At 33.8% G+C, this 18,405-nt stretch carries 10 protein-coding genes; 8 read left to right on the plus strand and 2 right to left on the minus strand.

Annotation, left to right across the window (positions count from 1 at the left end; all coding sequences use genetic code 11):
* The coding region (locus F6464_RS10910; protein ID WP_151107847.1) for an OmpA family protein at window positions 1-1,024 on the plus strand (1,024 nt) is incomplete at its 5' end.
* Window positions 1,025-1,107: 83 nt separating this feature from the next.
* Here the strand turns inward: F6464_RS10910 and F6464_RS10915 are convergent.
* The gene (locus F6464_RS10915) at window positions 1,108-2,388 is read right to left on the minus strand and encodes an O-antigen translocase (protein ID WP_151107848.1); all 1,281 of its coding nucleotides are present in this window, start codon (window positions 2,386-2,388) and stop codon (window positions 1,108-1,110) included.
* Window positions 2,389-2,591: 203 nt separating this feature from the next.
* Between F6464_RS10915 and F6464_RS10920 the strand changes: the two genes are divergently transcribed.
* The 7 genes from F6464_RS10920 to F6464_RS10950 all read left to right on the plus strand — a co-directional run bounded on the left by F6464_RS10920 (window position 2,592) and on the right by F6464_RS10950 (window position 11,495).
* Window positions 2,592-4,400, plus strand: coding sequence for a T9SS type B sorting domain-containing protein (locus F6464_RS10920; protein WP_151107849.1), 1,809 nt, complete (start codon window positions 2,592-2,594; stop codon window positions 4,398-4,400).
* An 88-nt stretch (window positions 4,401-4,488) separates the two neighbouring features.
* Window positions 4,489-5,277 (plus strand): TrmH family RNA methyltransferase, encoded by a 789-nt coding sequence (locus F6464_RS10925; protein WP_151107850.1) that lies wholly within the window; start codon window positions 4,489-4,491, stop codon window positions 5,275-5,277.
* A gap of 71 nt (window positions 5,278-5,348) precedes the next feature.
* On the plus strand, window positions 5,349-7,568 hold the full coding sequence (locus F6464_RS10930; protein ID WP_151107851.1) for a RelA/SpoT family protein: 2,220 nt from the start codon (window positions 5,349-5,351) through the stop codon (window positions 7,566-7,568).
* 54 nt (window positions 7,569-7,622) lie between these two features.
* Complete coding sequence (locus tag F6464_RS10935; protein ID WP_151107852.1) at window positions 7,623-8,075, plus strand: Fur family transcriptional regulator; 453 nt, start codon at window positions 7,623-7,625, stop codon at window positions 8,073-8,075.
* Between the two features lie 127 nt (window positions 8,076-8,202).
* Window positions 8,203-9,474, plus strand: coding sequence for an adenylosuccinate synthase (locus F6464_RS10940; protein WP_151107853.1), 1,272 nt, complete (start codon window positions 8,203-8,205; stop codon window positions 9,472-9,474).
* A 48-nt stretch (window positions 9,475-9,522) separates the two neighbouring features.
* Window positions 9,523-10,656: a Na+/H+ antiporter NhaA gene (gene nhaA / locus F6464_RS10945; protein WP_151107854.1), complete on the plus strand. Its 1,134-nt coding sequence runs from the start codon at window positions 9,523-9,525 to the stop codon at window positions 10,654-10,656.
* Window positions 10,657-11,108: 452 nt separating this feature from the next.
* A complete protein-coding gene (locus F6464_RS10950; RefSeq protein WP_191963371.1) occupies window positions 11,109-11,495 on the plus strand; it encodes an HU family DNA-binding protein in 387 nt (128 codons plus the stop codon).
* 243 nt (window positions 11,496-11,738) lie between these two features.
* Here the strand turns inward: F6464_RS10950 and F6464_RS10955 are convergent, their stop codons facing one another.
* Complete coding sequence (locus F6464_RS10955) at window positions 11,739-18,182, minus strand: YDG domain-containing protein (RefSeq protein ID WP_151107856.1); 6,444 nt, start codon at window positions 18,180-18,182, stop codon at window positions 11,739-11,741.
* Window positions 18,183-18,405: the final 223 nt, after the last annotated feature.

Here is an 18,405-nt window from a genome sequence, read left to right on the forward strand (position 1 = left end):
CTATGGTCAATCTGATATTTGGAAAGTTGCAATAAATGAAGACGGAAGTTTTGGTACTCCTGAAAATTTAGGAGTAACTATTAATACTGAGGGAAAAGAATCATTTCCTATAATCACAAATGAAAATGAATTGTATTTTGCCACTGATGGTCATCCTGGTCTTGGAGGATTAGATATTTTTATGTCTAGAATGAACGCCGATGGCTCTTTTAAAGCACCTATTAACATTGGTGCGCCAGCAAACTCTCCGCAAGATGATTTTGCCTATTTAATTGATACTAAAACCAGAAAAGGATTTTTAACTTCTAACAGAGATGGTGGTAAAGGATATGATGATATTTACAAATTCTTAGAAACTAGAAAGTTGGTTTGCGAGCAAGTATTGTCGGGGATAGTCACTGATTTAGAAACGGGTGAAATTCTTGCTAATACTAAAGTTACTTTATTTGATGATAAATTCAATACCATTAAAGAAGTGTTTTCTGATGATAAAGGGTTTTACACTTTTGAAGTGGAATGTGGCAAATCGTACTACATTAGAGCCGAAAAAGAGTTGTATGAAACTAAAGAACTAAAAGTTACTATTCCCACTTCAAACGGAAAAACAGACTTCCCTATTCAGTTAGAGAAAAAAGTAAAACCTGTTACTGTGGGTGATGATTTAGCAAAAGCTTTTGGTATTAAGATTATCTACTTTGATTTAGACAAATGGAATATTAGACCGGATGCTGCCCTTGAATTAGAGAAAATATTAGATGTAATGAAACAATATCCTACTATGAAAATCGATGTGCGTTCGCATACTGATAGCCGTCAAACGCATAAATACAATGAGAAATTATCTGATAGAAGAGCTAAATCTACAATGGCTTGGTTGGTTACTAACGGAGTTGATGCTAGTCGTCTAATCGGAAAAGGATATGGTGAAACTCTATTAGTGAACAAATGTGCCGATGGCGTGAAGTGCTCGGAAGAGGAACATCAAGCTAACAGAAGAAGTGAATTCATTATTACTGAATTGTAAAATTTAAATAAATTAGTAAAAAAGCATCCTATCTTGGGATGCTTTTTTGTTATAAACTTAGATACAATCAAAACTGTTAAAAATCAAAACAAAGTCTTTCTAAAATATAAAACTAAAACGGACAAATAAATAGAATAGGTAATTGCATGAGCCATAACTACTCCCTCTATTTGATAGACTCCAATTAAATAATTACTTGTAAAAAACATCACAGACAATGAAATTGACTCCGCTATGATAAAAGCTACAGTTAGTTTTTTTGCAAAAAACTGATAGCCTAATATAAGTGAGGCCCCCTTTAATGTGTCCCCTAAGAGTTGCCAAAAAAACAAAGTGGTTACAGGCAGAAATGCATGTGTAAAAAGCAATTTTACGATAAAGAATCTCAATAAATAGATGAATAGTAATCCAAAAGTAAAAATGGGCAAAATGGTTTTATAATAACTCCAAAATATATTTTTTGTAGCTTTTTTTGTTTCAGCGAAAGCCAATCGAGGAAAAAAATAAAGCGTAAGAATTGATGAGATAAACATAAGATAATAACTTGAAATCCTGTTCATAGCTTCCCAATAACCAGCTGATTCTATTCCTAATTTTTCAATAATTGAATGGCGAATGGATAGAAAAACTAAGGGACCTATAACCGATGACACGAGTGCCATTAATGAATAGGATGATAAGTTTTTCAATATCTGAAAATCGAATAGTCGAAAGGAAACAGTACTTATAAAATTCAAATCTTTATTAATGAAATAAAAAGCAACAAAAAACAATAATGCTGGAGGAATAATTATAGCAAGTAATGCTCCAAAGGTTTTATAGTGCCAAACCACAATTACTGAAAAAACTAATCCAATTGTGTTTCCAATAATATTGCTAAAAATAACATTCCTGAATTTTCCCAATCCATTTAGTATTGCTAGTAATAAAATCGTTACAATGTACCAAGGTAAAGTTAAAGCAAGAATTGAAAAAATACTAGAATATTCAAATTCACCTCCAAAAACGATATTATTCCAATACATTGAAAAAGCTGCTAAAACCAAACTCAAAACCAATGAAACCGTTAGTAAACTTAAAAAGACTGTTGAAATAACTTTCTTAAGCTCTACCTCATTGTCTTTATTATTCACTATGTACTTTACAATTCCGTTCTGAAATCCTAGAGTTGCAATACTTTCTGTAGAAGTCATAAAATTTCTTAAATTCCCTGCTAAAGCCATACCGCTAGGCCCAATAAAAATTGCAATTACTTTAGAGGAAATTAGTCCAATTGCTATTTTTAATAAAATACCTATACTATTTAAAGAAGTAACTTTAAATAAAGGAGTTCTTGAAAAGGTTTTGATAAATGTTACTTTCATAGTAATTATTTGTTCCTAATTTTCTGCTCTTTTTTGAGTTTATTATTACGCGAAATCATTCTCTTTCAAAATGCGCTTTATAATATTAAATATAAGTGTCGAAATTTAGTTCATTATTTAGTAATTCTTTAAATTTTGTTCTTCTATTATTTAGAATAGTATAAACTTAATTTGTATTTTTAGGCTACTAATAACTTGTTTTCGTGAAATTAAAACAAAATACCTTTCTCTTTATACTAATTAGTTTTATTTCTTATCCTTTTTACGGACAAGATATATCATTATTTAAACAATACAACGGAAGATATGACTTTGTTTTTATTGGAAACACTTTAAATACCATTGAAAATAATAATATTGATGGCCTACCAAGTCCGCCCTGCACTATTCTTACAAATTCTTCATCACTATTAAATCTAAATCAGGACAATAGTATAGAAAACGCCTATTTGTATTGGGCGGGTTCAGGAACTGGCGATTTTGAGGTTAAATTAAACAATCAAACCATTTCGGCTATTCGTACTTTCAGTAATGAAAATTCGAGAGGCTTTCCGTTTTTTAGCGCTTTCGCAGATGTAACTTCACTAATTCAATCTACGGGAAACGGAATTTATAATTTTTCGGATCTAGATTTAACAGCTATTATTGCAGATTATTGTCCATTTGGAGGCAATTTTGCCGGATGGGCAATAGTCATTATTTATAAAAACAAAGATCTTCCACTAAATCAACTCACCGTTTATGATGGTTTACAATCCGTTCCAAATGAAATTAACATTACACTAAACAGTTTAAATGTAATTGACAATAATGATGCTAAAATAGGATTTGTGGCTTGGGAAGGAGATAAAAACATTGCTAATAACGAATCCTTACTTATTAATGAAAATTTAATTGACAATCCGCCGCTCAATCCTGGCAACAATGCATTTAATGGAACCAATAGCTTTTTAGGAACCAGTGATTTGTACAACATGGATCTTGATGTTTACAGCATACAAAACAATATTAAGATAGGAGATACCAATGCTTCTATACGATTGACTTCAGATCAGGATTTTGTAATGATAAATGCAATAGTCACAAAACTAAACAGTCAATTGCCAGATGCAACAATTAGTTTCAATAAGATTAATAAAGCCTGTAATTCTAAAAAAATAGTGGTCGATTACACGGTATTCAACTCCAACAGTACCAATCCCCTTCCTGCAGAAACTCCAATTGCAATATATGCAAACGGAATACTGATACAACAAACTAAAACGAAAACAACTCTCCCTATTGACGGAAGCGAAACCGCTACAATCACAATCAATATTCCTGAAAATATACCTAACAATTTTGAACTAAAATTTATTGTAGATGACGACGGAACAGGACAAGGAAGAGTAAATGAGATAAACGAAACAAACAACACTTTTTCTGAAGCTGTTACTTTGTTAGTTTCGGATATTTTAGGAACTTTAGATGCTCTAATTTCTTGCAATTTAGGATTAGGAAAAGCTGTTTTTAATTTTTCAAAATATGAAGAATCAATAAAAGTAAATCCCTCAGACGTAGTCCAGTTTTATGAATCAACTACCGATTTAGAGAATGAAACCAATACGATTTCGGGAATTTCAAATTACAGTACTGCGAGTACTCCTAAAACTATTTTTGTTAAAGTTGATAACGGAACATGCTTTAGCACTACTTCATTTTCACTGACTTCAAGAAATTGTCCTCCAACAGTTTATAACTTTGTTTCTGCAAATAATGATACTAAAAACGACACTTTTTTTATTGACGGATTGCGAAATATTTTCCTGAATTTTAAACTATCAATATACAATCGTTGGGGAACTTTAGTTTGGAATGGTAACAATAATACTCCCGATTGGGACGGATACGCAAATCAAGGCTTTTTAATTAATTCTTCACAAATTGCCACAGGAACTTATTATTATGTTCTAGAACTAAATGACCCTGACTATTCAAAACCGCTCGTAGGATATCTCTTTTTAACCAGATAATGTTTAAAGGTTAAGTTTAAATAAATAATTTAGCATTGGTTTACAAAACCTTTGTAACTTTGAACTTTAGTTATTTTGCTACTCAAAAATGAAACAAATCTCTTCCGTACAAAATCCATTTATAAAATCACTGGTCTTATTGCAAGAAAAAGCCAAAGCAAGAAAACAAACTGAAACATTTTTAATCGAAGGACAACGCGAAATTACATTAGCTATTAAAGGAGGATATACAATTGAAACTATTCTATTTCTGCCCGAATTAATTTCTGAATCCCAAATTATCAAATTAACGAACAACGAAATTGAGTTAATAGAAATCTCAAAAGAAGTCTATCAAAAATTGGCTTACCGAGATACTACCGAAGGTATTTTAGCAATTGCAAAAACAAAATCGTTGCAATTATCCGATTTAAAATTATCTGAAAACCCACTAATTCTAATTGCAGAAGCACCTGAAAAACCTGGAAATATTGGCGCTTTACTTCGCACTGCCGATGCAGCCCATCTTGATGCTGTGATTATTGCCAACCCAAAAAGTGATTTATACAATCCCAATATAGTTCGCTCTAGCGTTGGGTGTTTATTTACCAATCAAATTGCAACAGGAACAACTTCTGAAATCATTGCTTTTCTAAAAGAACGAAAAATTAATATTTACTGCGCTACCTTACAAAATTCGACTTCCTATCATACTCAGGATTATACAACTCCCACAGCATTGGTCGTGGGAACAGAAGCAACTGGATTAACAGAAGAATGGCGAGATGAAGCTACTCAAAACATTATTATTCCGATGCAAGGTGAAATAGATAGCATGAATGTTTCAGTAGCAGCAGCTATATTAATTTTTGAAGCCAAAAGGCAAAGAGGCTTTTAGAATACTATTAAAAACTTATAGTTGCATATCTCAAATCTTATTTCTATTTTTAAAAATTAGAACAGTTCATTATGCTTGATATTGATATAGAAAAAGAAAACAAAGCAATTGCTAAAGAATACAAAGAATTACTTCGTATCAGTTATCAAACTTTAACTCCTGAAGATAAGAAACTCATTCGAAAAGCATTCGACGTAGCTGTTGATGCGCATCAAGATCAACGCCGCAAATCTGGTGAAGCCTATATCTTCCACCCTATTGCTGTAGCAAAAATTGTAGCATCCGAAATTGGTTTAGGAGCCACATCTATTGCAGCTGCTTTACTACATGATGTTGTAGAAGATACTCCTATTACTATTCATGACATTGAAAAACTATTTAATCCTAAAGTTGCCCAACTTGTAGAAGGATTAACAAAAATATCAATGGTTCAAAAGGATTTGAATGCTTCAGTACAGGCAGAGAACTTCCGAAAAATGATTCTAACCCTAAACGATGATGTACGTGTAATTCTTATCAAATTGGCCGACCGCTTGCACAATATGCAAACCATGGACTCCATGCAAGAAGACAAACAAACAAAAATCGCATCTGAAACCTTGTATATTTATGCGCCATTAGCACACCGATTGGGTTTATACAATATCAAAACAAAATTAGAAGATTTAGGATTAAAGTATACTGAACCCAAAGTCTATAATGATATTGTGAGTAAAATAAAAGAAACTAAAGAAGAACAAGACGAATATATTAAGACCATTTCTGAAGTACTTAAAAAATCGCTCGATGAAGAAAAAATAGATTACATCATAAAAGGTCGCCCAAAATCCATCTACTCTATACGGAGAAAAATGTTGGCTCAAAACGTAAGCTTTGATGAAGTCTATGATAAATTTGCTTTGCGTATTGTTTACAAGTCAAATGCTCATGAAGAAAAATTTCTTGCCTGGAAAATTTATTCCATAGTAACCGATCATTACAGACCCAGCCCAAGCCGATTGCGCGATTGGATTTCTTCGCCAAAATCTACTGGGTATGAAGCACTACACATTACCGTAATGGGACCTAAAGGAAGATGGGTCGAAATACAAGTAAGAAGCGAGCGAATGGATGAGATTGCAGAAAAAGGCTATGCAGCACATTACAAATATAAAAACGGAGCAACTGAAGAAAGTGGTTTAGATATTTGGCTTAATTTATTAAAAGAAGCATTAGAAAATTCTGAAACCAATGCAGTAGATTTTGTAGAAGATTTTAAAATGAATCTTTACTCCAAAGAAATCTTTGTGTTTACACCAAAAGGTGAAATCAAATCCTTACCTAAAGGAGCAACCTCACTCGATTTTGCATTTAGCATTCACTCTGAAATTGGAATTCGTACCAGAGGAACGCGAGTAAACGGAAAATTAGTTCCTTTAAACACAGAACTCAAAAGTGGCGACCAAATAGAAGTAATAACTTCTCAAAATCAGAAACCGACAAGTCATTGGCTAGATTATGTAACAACTACAAGGGCCAAAAATAAAATTAGAAACGTTCTTAACGAGGATACTAAAAAAATTGCCGAAGAAGGAAAAGAATTATTAACTAGAAAATTAAGACACCTAAAAGTTACCGTTAGCGAACAAGTAATTAATGAACTTGTAAACTTTTTTAACCTAAAAACGAGTTTAGATTTATTTTATCGAGTTGGAATTGGATCTATCGAGAATCAACAGCTAAAAGATTATGCTTCGCAAAAAAGCAACACCTTGATGAACTTCTTTAAAAATAAAATCAAGCGAACTCCTACCACTGCCGATAAAGACATTCACAAACAATTATTAAGTAAAAATTATGACTTGCTCGTTTTTGGTGTAGACCAAGACAAATTAGATTATAAACTGTCTTCCTGCTGTAATCCAATTCCTGGCGATGAAGTTTTTGGATTTGTAACTATTAATGAAGGTATAAAAGTGCATAAAAAAGATTGTCCAAATGCTATAAGTATGCAATCTAATTATGCATATCGAGTCATTTCTGCAAAATGGATAGACTCCACCCAACAAGAATTTAAAGCCATTTTAAATATTACAGGAATGGACACTATAGGCTTAACAAACAAATTGACAAAAGTAATTTCCAACAATATGAATGTAAATATTCAAAGTATCTCATTAAGTGGAGAGGCTGGCCTTTTTAAAGGAAAAGTTGCGGTAATTGTTCAAAACAATACTATTTTGAATAAGATGATTGATAACATTAAGAAAATTGATGGTGTAGATAAAGTAACCCGAGTGTACAAAAATTAAACGTTTCTGACTTTAAAGGTTTAATCTTTTAAAATAAAAATTTATCTTTGCAACATGACACTACTATCTGTTGATAACAGCAAAAACCAAGAAATTGTAAAAAATGTTTTTACACTGTATCTTGAAAATAAAGGACACCGAAAAACTCCTGAACGTTACGCTATTCTTCAAGAAATTTACGATAATGAAGAACACTTTGATATAGAAAATCTTTATATCAAAATGAAAAATAAAAACTATAGGGTCAGTAGAGCAACACTATACAATACAATTGAGTTGTTATTAGATTGCGCTCTAGTCAGAAAACACCAATTTGGGCAAAATCAAGCTCATTACGAAAAGTCCTATTTCGATAAGCAACACGACCACATTATCATGACGGATACTGGAGAAGTTATCGAGTTTTGTGACCCAAGAATACAAATGATTAAAAAAACAATCGAAGAAATTTTTGATATCGAAATTCACAATCATTCCCTCTACTTTTATGGAAATAAGAAAGTTTAATTTGCTGTTTTTTTTCGTACATACGATTAATCAAACAACCAACTTAACAAATAACCAATTTAACAACTAACTACACCTGAGGCGCAACCGAACTTATGGAGCGCAGCGGAATAAAACAACACACAGAATGACCGTAGATTTATTACTAGGATTGCAATGGGGAGACGAAGGCAAAGGAAAAATTGTTGACGTTTTAACCTCAAAATATGATATTATTGCTCGTTTTCAAGGAGGCCCAAATGCAGGACACACACTAGAATTTGACGGAATTAAACACGTATTAAGAACCATTCCCTCTGGAATCTTTCACCAAAATTCAATTAATATTATCGGAAACGGAGTAGTAATTGACCCTGTCGTTTTTAAAGGAGAAATTGATGGTCTAGCCAAATTCAATTTAGATATTAAAAACAAATTAATAGTATCAAGAAAAGCACATTTAATCTTACCTACCCATCGTTTATTAGATGCAGCTTCTGAAATCGCTAAAGGAAAAGCCAAAATTGGTTCTACTCTTAAAGGAATTGGTCCCACCTATATGGATAAAACGGGTAGAAACGGTTTGCGTGTTGGCGATATTGAATTGGAAGATTTTGCAGCACGTTATAGAGCTCTTGCCGATAAACACGAAGCGATGATTGCTTTTTACAATGTAGAAATTCAATATAATTTAATAGAATTAGAAAAAGAATTTTTTGAAGCTATTGAAGACTTAAAAAAGTTGACTTTTATAGACAGCGAAGAGTATTTAGCGCAAGCACAAAAATCAGGAAAGTCTATTTTGTGCGAAGGCGCTCAAGGCTCTTTACTAGATGTCGATTTTGGAACCTATCCTTTTGTAACTTCATCAAACACAACCGCTGCTGGTGCTTGTACTGGTTTAGGAATTGCACCAAACAAAATTAAAGAAGTGTACGGAATTTTTAAAGCCTATACTACTCGAGTAGGAAGCGGCCCATTTCCTACTGAAGATTTTGAAGATGCTGGCGATACTATGGCAAGCGTTGGTAACGAATTCGGTTCGGTTACAGGTAGAAAAAGAAGGTGTGGATGGCTTGATTTAGTAGCATTAAAATATGCCGTACAAATAAATGGTGTAACCCAATTAATGATGATGAAAGGGGATGTTTTGTCAGGATTTGAAACCTTAAAAATATGTACTGAATACAATTACAAAGGTGAAATTATCTCCCATTTGCCTTACAATATAGAACCTGAAAATGTTACACCAATTTATAAAGAATTCAAAGGATGGAAAGCCGATTTAACTGGTATGACAACTTTTGATGAGTTACCTATTGAATTGAAACAATACATCGAATATATCGAAGCCACAGTTGAAGTTCCAATAAAAATAGTTTCTGTGGGTCCAGATAGAAAGCAAACTATAACCAAATAAATAGAGAACGCTTTGAGAAATCAGAGCTTTTTTTTTAACCACAATTAAATGAAAAATACTAAACTATTTAGTAAGTTTTTTGACAGCGAAAAAGCAGGTGGAATTCTTTTAGTATTTGTTACAATCATTTCAATAGTACTAGCCAATTCCGTTTGGCAAAAGGAATATATCGAATTTTGGCATCAACCAGCGGGCTCCCATAGTATTGTAGATTGGATTAATGATGGGTTAATGGCAGTCTTTTTTTTACTCATTGGATTAGAATTAGAACGTGAAATATATATAGGTGAACTTTCGAAAATAAAAAATGCCGCTTTGCCAGCAATAGCGGCATTTGGCGGCATGATAATTCCCGCAGGAATTTATATGTTATTTAATTTTGGTACGGCAACTCAGTCGGGTTCAGGAATTCCAATGGCAACCGATATTGCTTTTGCCATTGGAATTTTATCTCTTTTAGGAAATCGTGTTCCCACTTCGTTAAAGATATTCTTGACCGCTTTAGCTGTAATAGATGATTTGGGAGCTATTTTCGTTATTGCTATTTTTTATACTAAAACCATAGCATTTACTAATTTAGGGATTGCCTTAGGGATTTGGATTCTTTTGCTAATTTTTAACCGAATAAAAGTCCGCAACCTAATTCCCTATTTAATTGGTGGAATAGTAATGTGGTATTTTATGCTAAACTCAGGAATACATGCCACTATTACTGGAGTTCTTGTGGCTTTTGCAATTCCTTTTGGAGATGGGTCAAAAAAATCGACCTCCTATCTTTTACAAGATTTTCTGCATATTCCTGTTGCCTTTTTCATTTTGCCATTATTTGCATTGGCTAACACTTGTATTCCGATAGCAACAAACTGGCAAAACGGGATAAGCCACGCAAATAGTTTAGGTATCATAACTGGATTAGTTTTAGGTAAGCCTTTAGGAATATGGCTTTTCTCCTTTATTGGTGTAGGTTTAGGACTTTGTACTTTACCTAATGATTTAAAATGGAAGAATATTATTGGTGCTGGATTTTTAGGCGGAATTGGCTTTACAATGTCTATTTTTATAACGCTATTAGCTTTTGACACTAGTGAAGTAATCAATAATTCTAAAATTGCCATTTTAATAGCTTCACTAGTTGCCGGAATTATCGGATTTGTGATATTGAAGTTAAGTTTGAAAAAATAATTTTCCAAAATTATAGTTTGTAGTGTTTTAAATAAATCTTTATTGAGTTTAATTTGTTAGTTGCAATGCCTTAGATTATAATTTTTAGACACATAAGTGATTTGCGATAGAAAATCTAGTATCCCCACTTTGGCTAATAGGATGATAGAAATTGGAATAAAAACTAATTTCACTAAATGGGATTTCAATGAATAGAATAGTACATTATACACAATCGTTGTATACTTCAGACGATGTATAACCAAAAAACCTAGTGCTGAAAGTATCAATTCGTTCCTACAAAATTTACATACAATCCGTATGAGACATCAAGATGACCGCGGTCAATTAGATTAATGACCGCGGTCAATTGTTAGTTTCACCGCGGTCAAATGAACCTATTACTAAGATAAAGTGGTATCTTTGTCCCGATGTTTATTTTCACTTACTGTGTCAACTTAAATTTTTATACTATGTCAATTCCTTTTATCGCTGTTGGTAAAACCAACCCAACTGATTCTCAGGCTTCAATGCTCTACTATCCTCGAGCAACCCAATCGGGCGAAATAGATTTGGATGCACTAGCCGAGCAAGTTTCCTTAAACTGTACCGCAACACCCGCTGATTGTTATGCAGTTATTATAAGCTTAGTTCATGTTGTTTCTAATGCTTTAAAAGACGGAAATATTGTGCGTCTTGGCGCAATGGGATCGTTTCAGGTAAGTGTCAAAGGAACGGCAAGCAGCAGTCCCGAAGCTGTAAATCAGAACAACATAAAAAGTGCTTCTATTATTTTTAGACCTGGAGTCAAATTTAAAAAGATGTTGGGCGAACTGGTATTTTATAAGAAAAAAGTTTAATACAATTTAACTTTCTATTTTATTACAATTAATACATCTGCATCATTTCGACTCATTCCTATTTTTAGCTATTGCATCGATAAACCTTTGTTAAGGATTACTACATATAACTTTGTTTGTTCGTCTCTAAATGGTATAGAACCATAACAGTTAATTGGTGCATAAGGTAGTAACTACAACATCCTGTAAAGCAAAAAACCGCCCCAATAACTGGGACGGTTTCTTTTATAAAGACTTTAAATCTTATCTTTTAACCATTCGTATCGATTTAACTTTATCCCCTTGTGATACAACAACATTGTATACCCCTGATGGATAATTGCGTCCTATCTCTCTCGTACTCAATTCTGAGACGGTCGCTTGTTTAGCTTCCAACTGTCGTCCTATCATATCGTACACTTTCATTTCTACAAGAGCGTCGCTTGAACTCACGATGTCTAAACTAAAGTGCGAGGCAAAAGGATTCGGAAATGCTTTTACGTTAAAAATGCTCTCAACCGAATTGGTATTCATTCTTGCAGTAGGTGTTGTAATCGTACAAACATCTCCTCCATAAGCTTCTTGCCACAATCCATTGTATTTAACAGCTACATCTACTAAATAAACCGTACTCGCTGCGTAGCCCCCTGATAATTCTGCAGCGGTTAACGCTGACATGTTTCCTGAAGTTTTCTCTACTACTCTACTGCTTAATGGATTGGATTGTAAGCGTACTCTAAAACGATATCCTTCGGCTAAGAAAACCGTTGATGCATAAAGTGTACTCGTTAAATTCGTTACTGTTTTATTACACTGACTGGTTACTAATTTAGAGAACGGTAGACTTGGTGTTCTCACGATACAACCTGCTCCCCAAGTGGTAAGTGGTGTTACCCCTCCTACTCCTGTAAAACATTGCACTTCTATGAAATAATCGGTGTCGTATACTGCTCCTCCTACTAATCCGGTTAGGATATTAAATCCGTTTGTGGTTGATGATACTATTGGTCGTGTACCATTTGCATCAGTAACTCTAAACTCATAACGGGTAGCGGTTGACACTGGACTTGCTTGCACTACTGTACTTAGTTGTGGCAATATTTTACCACACTGCGTTGGTCTAACGGTAGTAGTTAAAGCTGGTGTTGGTGGTGCAAGCGGTGCTTTTACAATACACGCACCACCATAAGGATACTCCGCAGCACCAATAAATGGTTTTACGCGTATGCTATACTCTTTTCCATAAGCCAATCCGCCGTTGCCTAAAACGGTTGTTGGATTGAAATAGTAGTTTGGCCAAGTATATACGGTTACTGTATTAGGTGCAGTAGTTAAGGTAATCTCGAAACGATATTGTGTCGCTCCAGGAACTGGGCTTGCTTGTATAACGGTATCTATTGTTGGAACAAATTGACCACATTGTGTTGGTCTAATTTGGGTACAGATACCAGTAGTTACAGTTGCTGTTCCTGGAGTACTAGCATTAGAACAACCCGAAACGAGATCTCTTACACTTATTAAAATATAATTTATTGATCCTATTGCTGTAGTTGGAGCTACTATAAAGGTAGTAGCACTACCAGCTACAGAAGTTATCGTTGTTGGTGTGCCACCTGCTCCTACTTTATACGTAAACTCATATTGTAGTGTACCACCCAATCCTGTGGTTCCTGAACCGTTTGCCCCAGTAAAGGTAACGACTGGCGAAGTACCAAGACATGTATTTACTGTACCTGATATAGTAGCTGTTGGCGATTGATTTACAGTTAATGTACCATCAATATAAGTAATAGTATAGTTACTAGCCCCTGGTGTTGCTAGACTAGGTCGTAAAGGATAAGAACCTGATATAGAACCATCACCTCCTATTACGGATACTGTTACTGATAGGATGTCACCAGCTACATTATAGTCCTTAGTAAAATCTACATTCAAATTACCTAGACTGCTAAAAGCACCTCCAGCACATTTAGTTTGGCTAGTTGCGGTAATAGTAACTGCTCTTTTTGTAATGTTTGCGCTAGTCGTCGTTGGGTTAATACTATAATTGGCTGCATTGGCTCCACTAATACTTAGACCACTAATGGTTACCACTTTACCATTACCAAAATCTTTAGTATCAAAAGTACCCGTTGCAATTGTCGTATTTAAAGTTACTGTTTCAAGAGCTAGTACCCCACTTAGTGTAGCACCAGCTGCGTTTATCACCGCATCTGTATTGCCATCATATGCTTTATTGTCTGCAGTAATACCCGTTACATCTAATCCTATTGGAGTAATGTCTTTTTTCTCTGTAAATATTGGCTGAGTCAAAATGTAGTTACCAGATTCACTCCCTGTAAGTACAGTGGTAGAGGTAATCGTCCAGTTTCCTACAGTAGCACTAGCATAATATCCTGATGGTGTAAAAGATACTTTAGCAGTATCTGATGGAAATTCACCTTGCAATTCAGTTGCTGGTACTATCGATACAATAGCTGTGTTGGTTTTATCATACACTTTATCTGCTGTAGCAAGATTGATGATCGTTACTTCTTTTTGAGTAATACTTGCATTAGGAACAGTAGGCTGAATTATAGAATAATTCAACGCATCATCTCCTGCAAGACGACAAACTGAAGTTACAACTAGATTTATACCAACATTTTTTGAAGGAAACGTTCCTTCTTGAATTAACAATACATCATCAGCACCTAATATCCCTACTAAACTACCGCCACTTATTGTTGCAGCTGTAGTAGTGTCATATTCTTTATTAGAAGATGTAGCACCAGTAATGGTTAAATCAAATTTATTGATTGTAAAAGGAATAGCTCCTGAATTTGCTGTAAAATAATTCACATCTGCGGCTACAGTTGCTGTAACTGTATAATCTCCAGCTTTTTTAGGTTTTATACTTGAAGCATCATAAATTGTCCCATTAACCCCTTCATAGCTATAAGTTACCGTAGGTGTTGGTGTAAGAGTACTAATAGAATCTGGACCCTGAACAAAAGTGTTATAGGTATAAGGTGTACCATTAATAACGGTAACTACTGGAGTAATTCTCTCATATCCTATAGCAAATTCACCAAAACTAGTAAGACCTGTTGCTTCTGTACTAGCCGCTGTTTTGGTACCAACTGTTGGATAAGACCAAGAAGGATTATTATATTTTCCAACAATAAAATTATTAGAGTCGGTAGCAGGATAATTAATAATATCGGAAGTTAAATAATTAAAAGTAGCATTATAAGAAGAATAAACTACTCCACTACCTGATAAAGTATAATAACGATTTACAATTTTTGTAGTATTTAACGCTGAACTACTATTTTGAGGGTGAAGACCCGCAGTTTGTGAAACACTAGCTGTCAAATCTCCTGCTGATGTAACACTAGCAAAATTTAAATTTATAGGTCTGTAATTTGTGGCATCTCCAATTTCGTAAGTTATAGCAGACGTTGAAGTAGCTATGTATTTTTGAAAATTACCAATCACCCATCCAGTACCGCCTCCAATAACATTACCTAAAGCAGCAAGTATCAGTTTTTGAGATCCAGTTTCTATTTTTCCTGAAACAAAATTTAAAGTCCCATTAATAATTATGTCTCTAGCTGGAAGTATAACATTTTCAAAATTATTAATAGTAAGATTATTTATGGATGCAATTTCAGTTAAAAAAGAAGCTCCCATTTTTGAAGAACTGTTTTCGAATCTTGTGAAATTATAATTAATACCCGACCCAAAAATACGAGTCCCAGTTAGTCTAATATTACCTGTAGTTCCATCATTAGCAATTCCATTTTTGCTTGAAATAACCAAAGTACAGCCACTTGAAGCATTAAAATTTCCCGTTCCTCTAATACTCGTTGCATTTCCATTAAATCCAAAAGAAATTTGCCCAATACTTGAAACTACTAAAGAGCCAGGAGAATTAATTATCTTATTAACAGAAAGATTAACCCCTGAAGAATTTGTTATTGTAACAATTCCCGTAACAGGTTCTGGTAAAGACGCTGTTGTTTGAGGTATTGTTCCATTGTAATAATAATTTGCTGCAGCATCAAATGTTTTTGAAGTTGTTGTAATTCCTGTAGCTATTGAAATATTGTCTCCTAATTTTAAGGTAGCCCCTGAAGATAATAAAAAGGTTCCAGTTCCTGAAATAATTTTACCTGATAAATCTATCGTTCCATTGACAGTACATATTTTACCAGAATTAATGACAAAATTATTCGATAAAGAAACCTCATGATTCACTAAAATGGTTATAGTATTATTGTTAGTTGGAGCCTGCGTGGCAGAAATCCATGCGGTTCCATCATAATAGTCCCAAGTAGAGAAATCAGAAAAAACACCATTAGCTTTAGATCTAAAATCAGCTAATGATTGGTCTATTTTAGTAGTTAAATTAATAACGTTAGAATTTACAGAAGTTGAATTTGTAGAATTTGCTCTAACTGAATAATAATATATAGAATTACTATTTAAACCAGTAACGAGTTGAGGAGAACTATTTACATTAGCAGCATTATAACCCGTTGCAAAATTTATTTTATCTCCAGAGATTATTACATTATCAATACGATTGATACCACCTGAAGTAAAAGCATTTCCATCAACTCCAGTCGCAGAATTTGGGAGCCAGCGTAAATAGACAGAAGATTGGTTATCGCAAAATGAAGGTAAAACTAAATTTGTTAAAACTCCAGTGGTATAATTATTGGCTACAGTAATTATTCCACTGGGAACATCTACATAGGTACCATCCAAACCAATCTTATATTGAATTTTAAAGTCACGCGGTCCAGAGGAAGTTGAATTTTGTGCTGATGAAACTTTAATTACATTATATCCTCTTGTATTGAATTGTATCTCCCAATATTTACCCCCCGAAGTAGTCCAGGTTGATCCACTAGCGGCTTGTGTAGAAACTCCAGTGGCATTACTAATTGATCCGCTACTCAAAGATATAGTGTTTGTTGTATTATTTGTGGAAGTAATATCAGCAGTTAAAATTGTTCCTGATGACGGAAATGTCCAGCCAACAATATTTTCAGTAATACCGCCAATTGTATATACATCTAATAAATAATTACTAGCTCCAACTACTGAACTAAAATTCGCGTTAAATTCTGAAGATTTTATAATTGTAGCAGCTGTTGCTACTGGAGTACTAATTGCCGAAGTCGTAAAATTCAACTCATTACCATAAACAACCGTACTTCCGTTTGCATCTGTTATTTTAGATCTGAAATAATAGGTAGTGTTTGGTAAAAGTCCTGAAAGATTAGCTCCAGAATTAAATGGAGAAGTACTACCTATAGCAGCCAGCGAAGTTGCAGAACCACCAGTAAAACTAGCAGTACTATATTCAAAGCCGTTAACAGTAATTGCTCCTGAACATCCTCCAGGTATGTAGATACCATTAAGTGTGGCAGATGTAGAGGTAATAGTATCTGCTGCAACAGTTGCCGTAGTAGCAATAGTATTTATTCCTACACCAGCCACAGCAAGATTTACTGTTGGAGCCAAACCACCACTTATAGGAATAGTAGTCGAATAGGATTGTACAGCAGTAGGGGTGAATCTAACTTGAATTGGAGAAAAGGAACTCAAAGAACCTGAAACTGGAGTTAAAACGATACTAGTTGTGAAAGTTGAGCTACCATTTAAAGCATAAGTATACCCAGATACTGCACCTATTGTTACATTTGAAGTTAAATTTGTCCCTGATAAAGTAAAAGTTTTAGTGGTAGAAGTATTGATACATTGATTTGCAAAATTCCCCCCTGATAAAGCACCTACAGTTAAGGTATTTACTACTACACTAAAGTTATCGTAATAAAACGAATTTGAAGTAGAGCCATTATTTGATGCATCATGGTTTGCATAGAAACCAAAGTGTGTCAACGTGGATGAACTTGATGTGTAGTTAGAATCTGAACCTGTCCCAGAAGAAGTTGTTAATGTAGAAAAATCAGGGTTTATTGTTGTTGTATCATCCCTTACTAATAATTGCCAATTATTAGTAGAAAGACTAGGATTATATATTACTTTAACACTTGCCCAACTTGTTAACGTTGATAAGTTACTAGACGATGCAATAACGACTTGCGTACCTTGTAATCCTCCAGTATAACTAATTAATTTTATTGTATTAGTTGACCCAGTGCCTCTAGTTTCTATAACGGCATAACCATTACCTGCATTTTGTAAAGTTGAACTAGTTGAAGCTAATACAACTGCAGAACCCCAACTCGAAGATGCATTTTGAAAACCATTCAATGATAAAGCTGTTGCTCTATTAGTTCTCATGTTAAATGTCCAAATTACATTTCCTGGGTTTTGGTCTAATATTTTATCAAATGGCGCTGAATATGAATTTAGAGAACCTGTTATATAGGTTTGACCAAAAGTTTGAGCGACTGGGGTAGAATTACTATTTGCAGATAGAATTTGTAAAGCATAGTCTGAACCTGAAGTTAGATTTGTTCGAGAAGTTATAGTATTAGCCATAGCAGAACCAGTCGAAGTAGTTACGGTTGTATAAGTAATACTAGGCGAACCACCAGAAGTTATGGGTATTACTAGACTACCTCTGTCAAAATTATCACTAAAGACGGTTGTTTGTGACCATATCGTATTAGAAAGTAATACCATAAAACAAAAGCTAAATAATAGTTTTGCTAAAAAGTTGATACTAGGTATTGTTGTTTTTTTCATTTTTTATTAAAATTAGAGTTCTAACCTTTTAATATTCAAGCTAAAACATCCATAAACAGGGCAATATTAAATTATTAAGTTTGTAAGTTAAAATTTTATCGTTGTTCTACTTAGTTTATCGATAAAACATATCTTTTTCGACTTTAAATTGAATTTTTTAATCGACTAGAAATGACATTACCTGCGTTTTAACTAGTAAAGACAATCATTTAATCATTTCCAT

Source organism: Flavobacterium luteum (assembly GCF_008806775.1).
Lineage (GTDB): Bacteria > Bacteroidota > Bacteroidia > Flavobacteriales > Flavobacteriaceae > Flavobacterium > Flavobacterium luteum.

Coding starts and splice junctions, on each gene's coding strand:
- F6464_RS10915 (WP_151107848.1), bottom strand. CDS start 2,388: ATGAAAGTAACATTTATCAAAACCTTTTCAAGAACTCCTTTATTTAAA.
- F6464_RS10925 (WP_151107850.1), top strand. CDS start 4,489: ATGAAACAAATCTCTTCCGTACAAAATCCATTTATAAAATCACTGGTC.
- F6464_RS10930 (WP_151107851.1), top strand. CDS start 5,349: ATGCTTGATATTGATATAGAAAAAGAAAACAAAGCAATTGCTAAAGAA.
- F6464_RS10935 (WP_151107852.1), top strand. CDS start 7,623: ATGACACTACTATCTGTTGATAACAGCAAAAACCAAGAAATTGTAAAA.
- F6464_RS10940 (WP_151107853.1), top strand. CDS start 8,203: ATGACCGTAGATTTATTACTAGGATTGCAATGGGGAGACGAAGGCAAA.
- nhaA (WP_151107854.1), top strand. CDS start 9,523: ATGAAAAATACTAAACTATTTAGTAAGTTTTTTGACAGCGAAAAAGCA.
- F6464_RS10950 (WP_191963371.1), top strand. CDS start 11,109: ATGTCAATTCCTTTTATCGCTGTTGGTAAAACCAACCCAACTGATTCT.
- F6464_RS10955 (WP_151107856.1), bottom strand. CDS start 18,182: ATGAAAAAAACAACAATACCTAGTATCAACTTTTTAGCAAAACTATTA.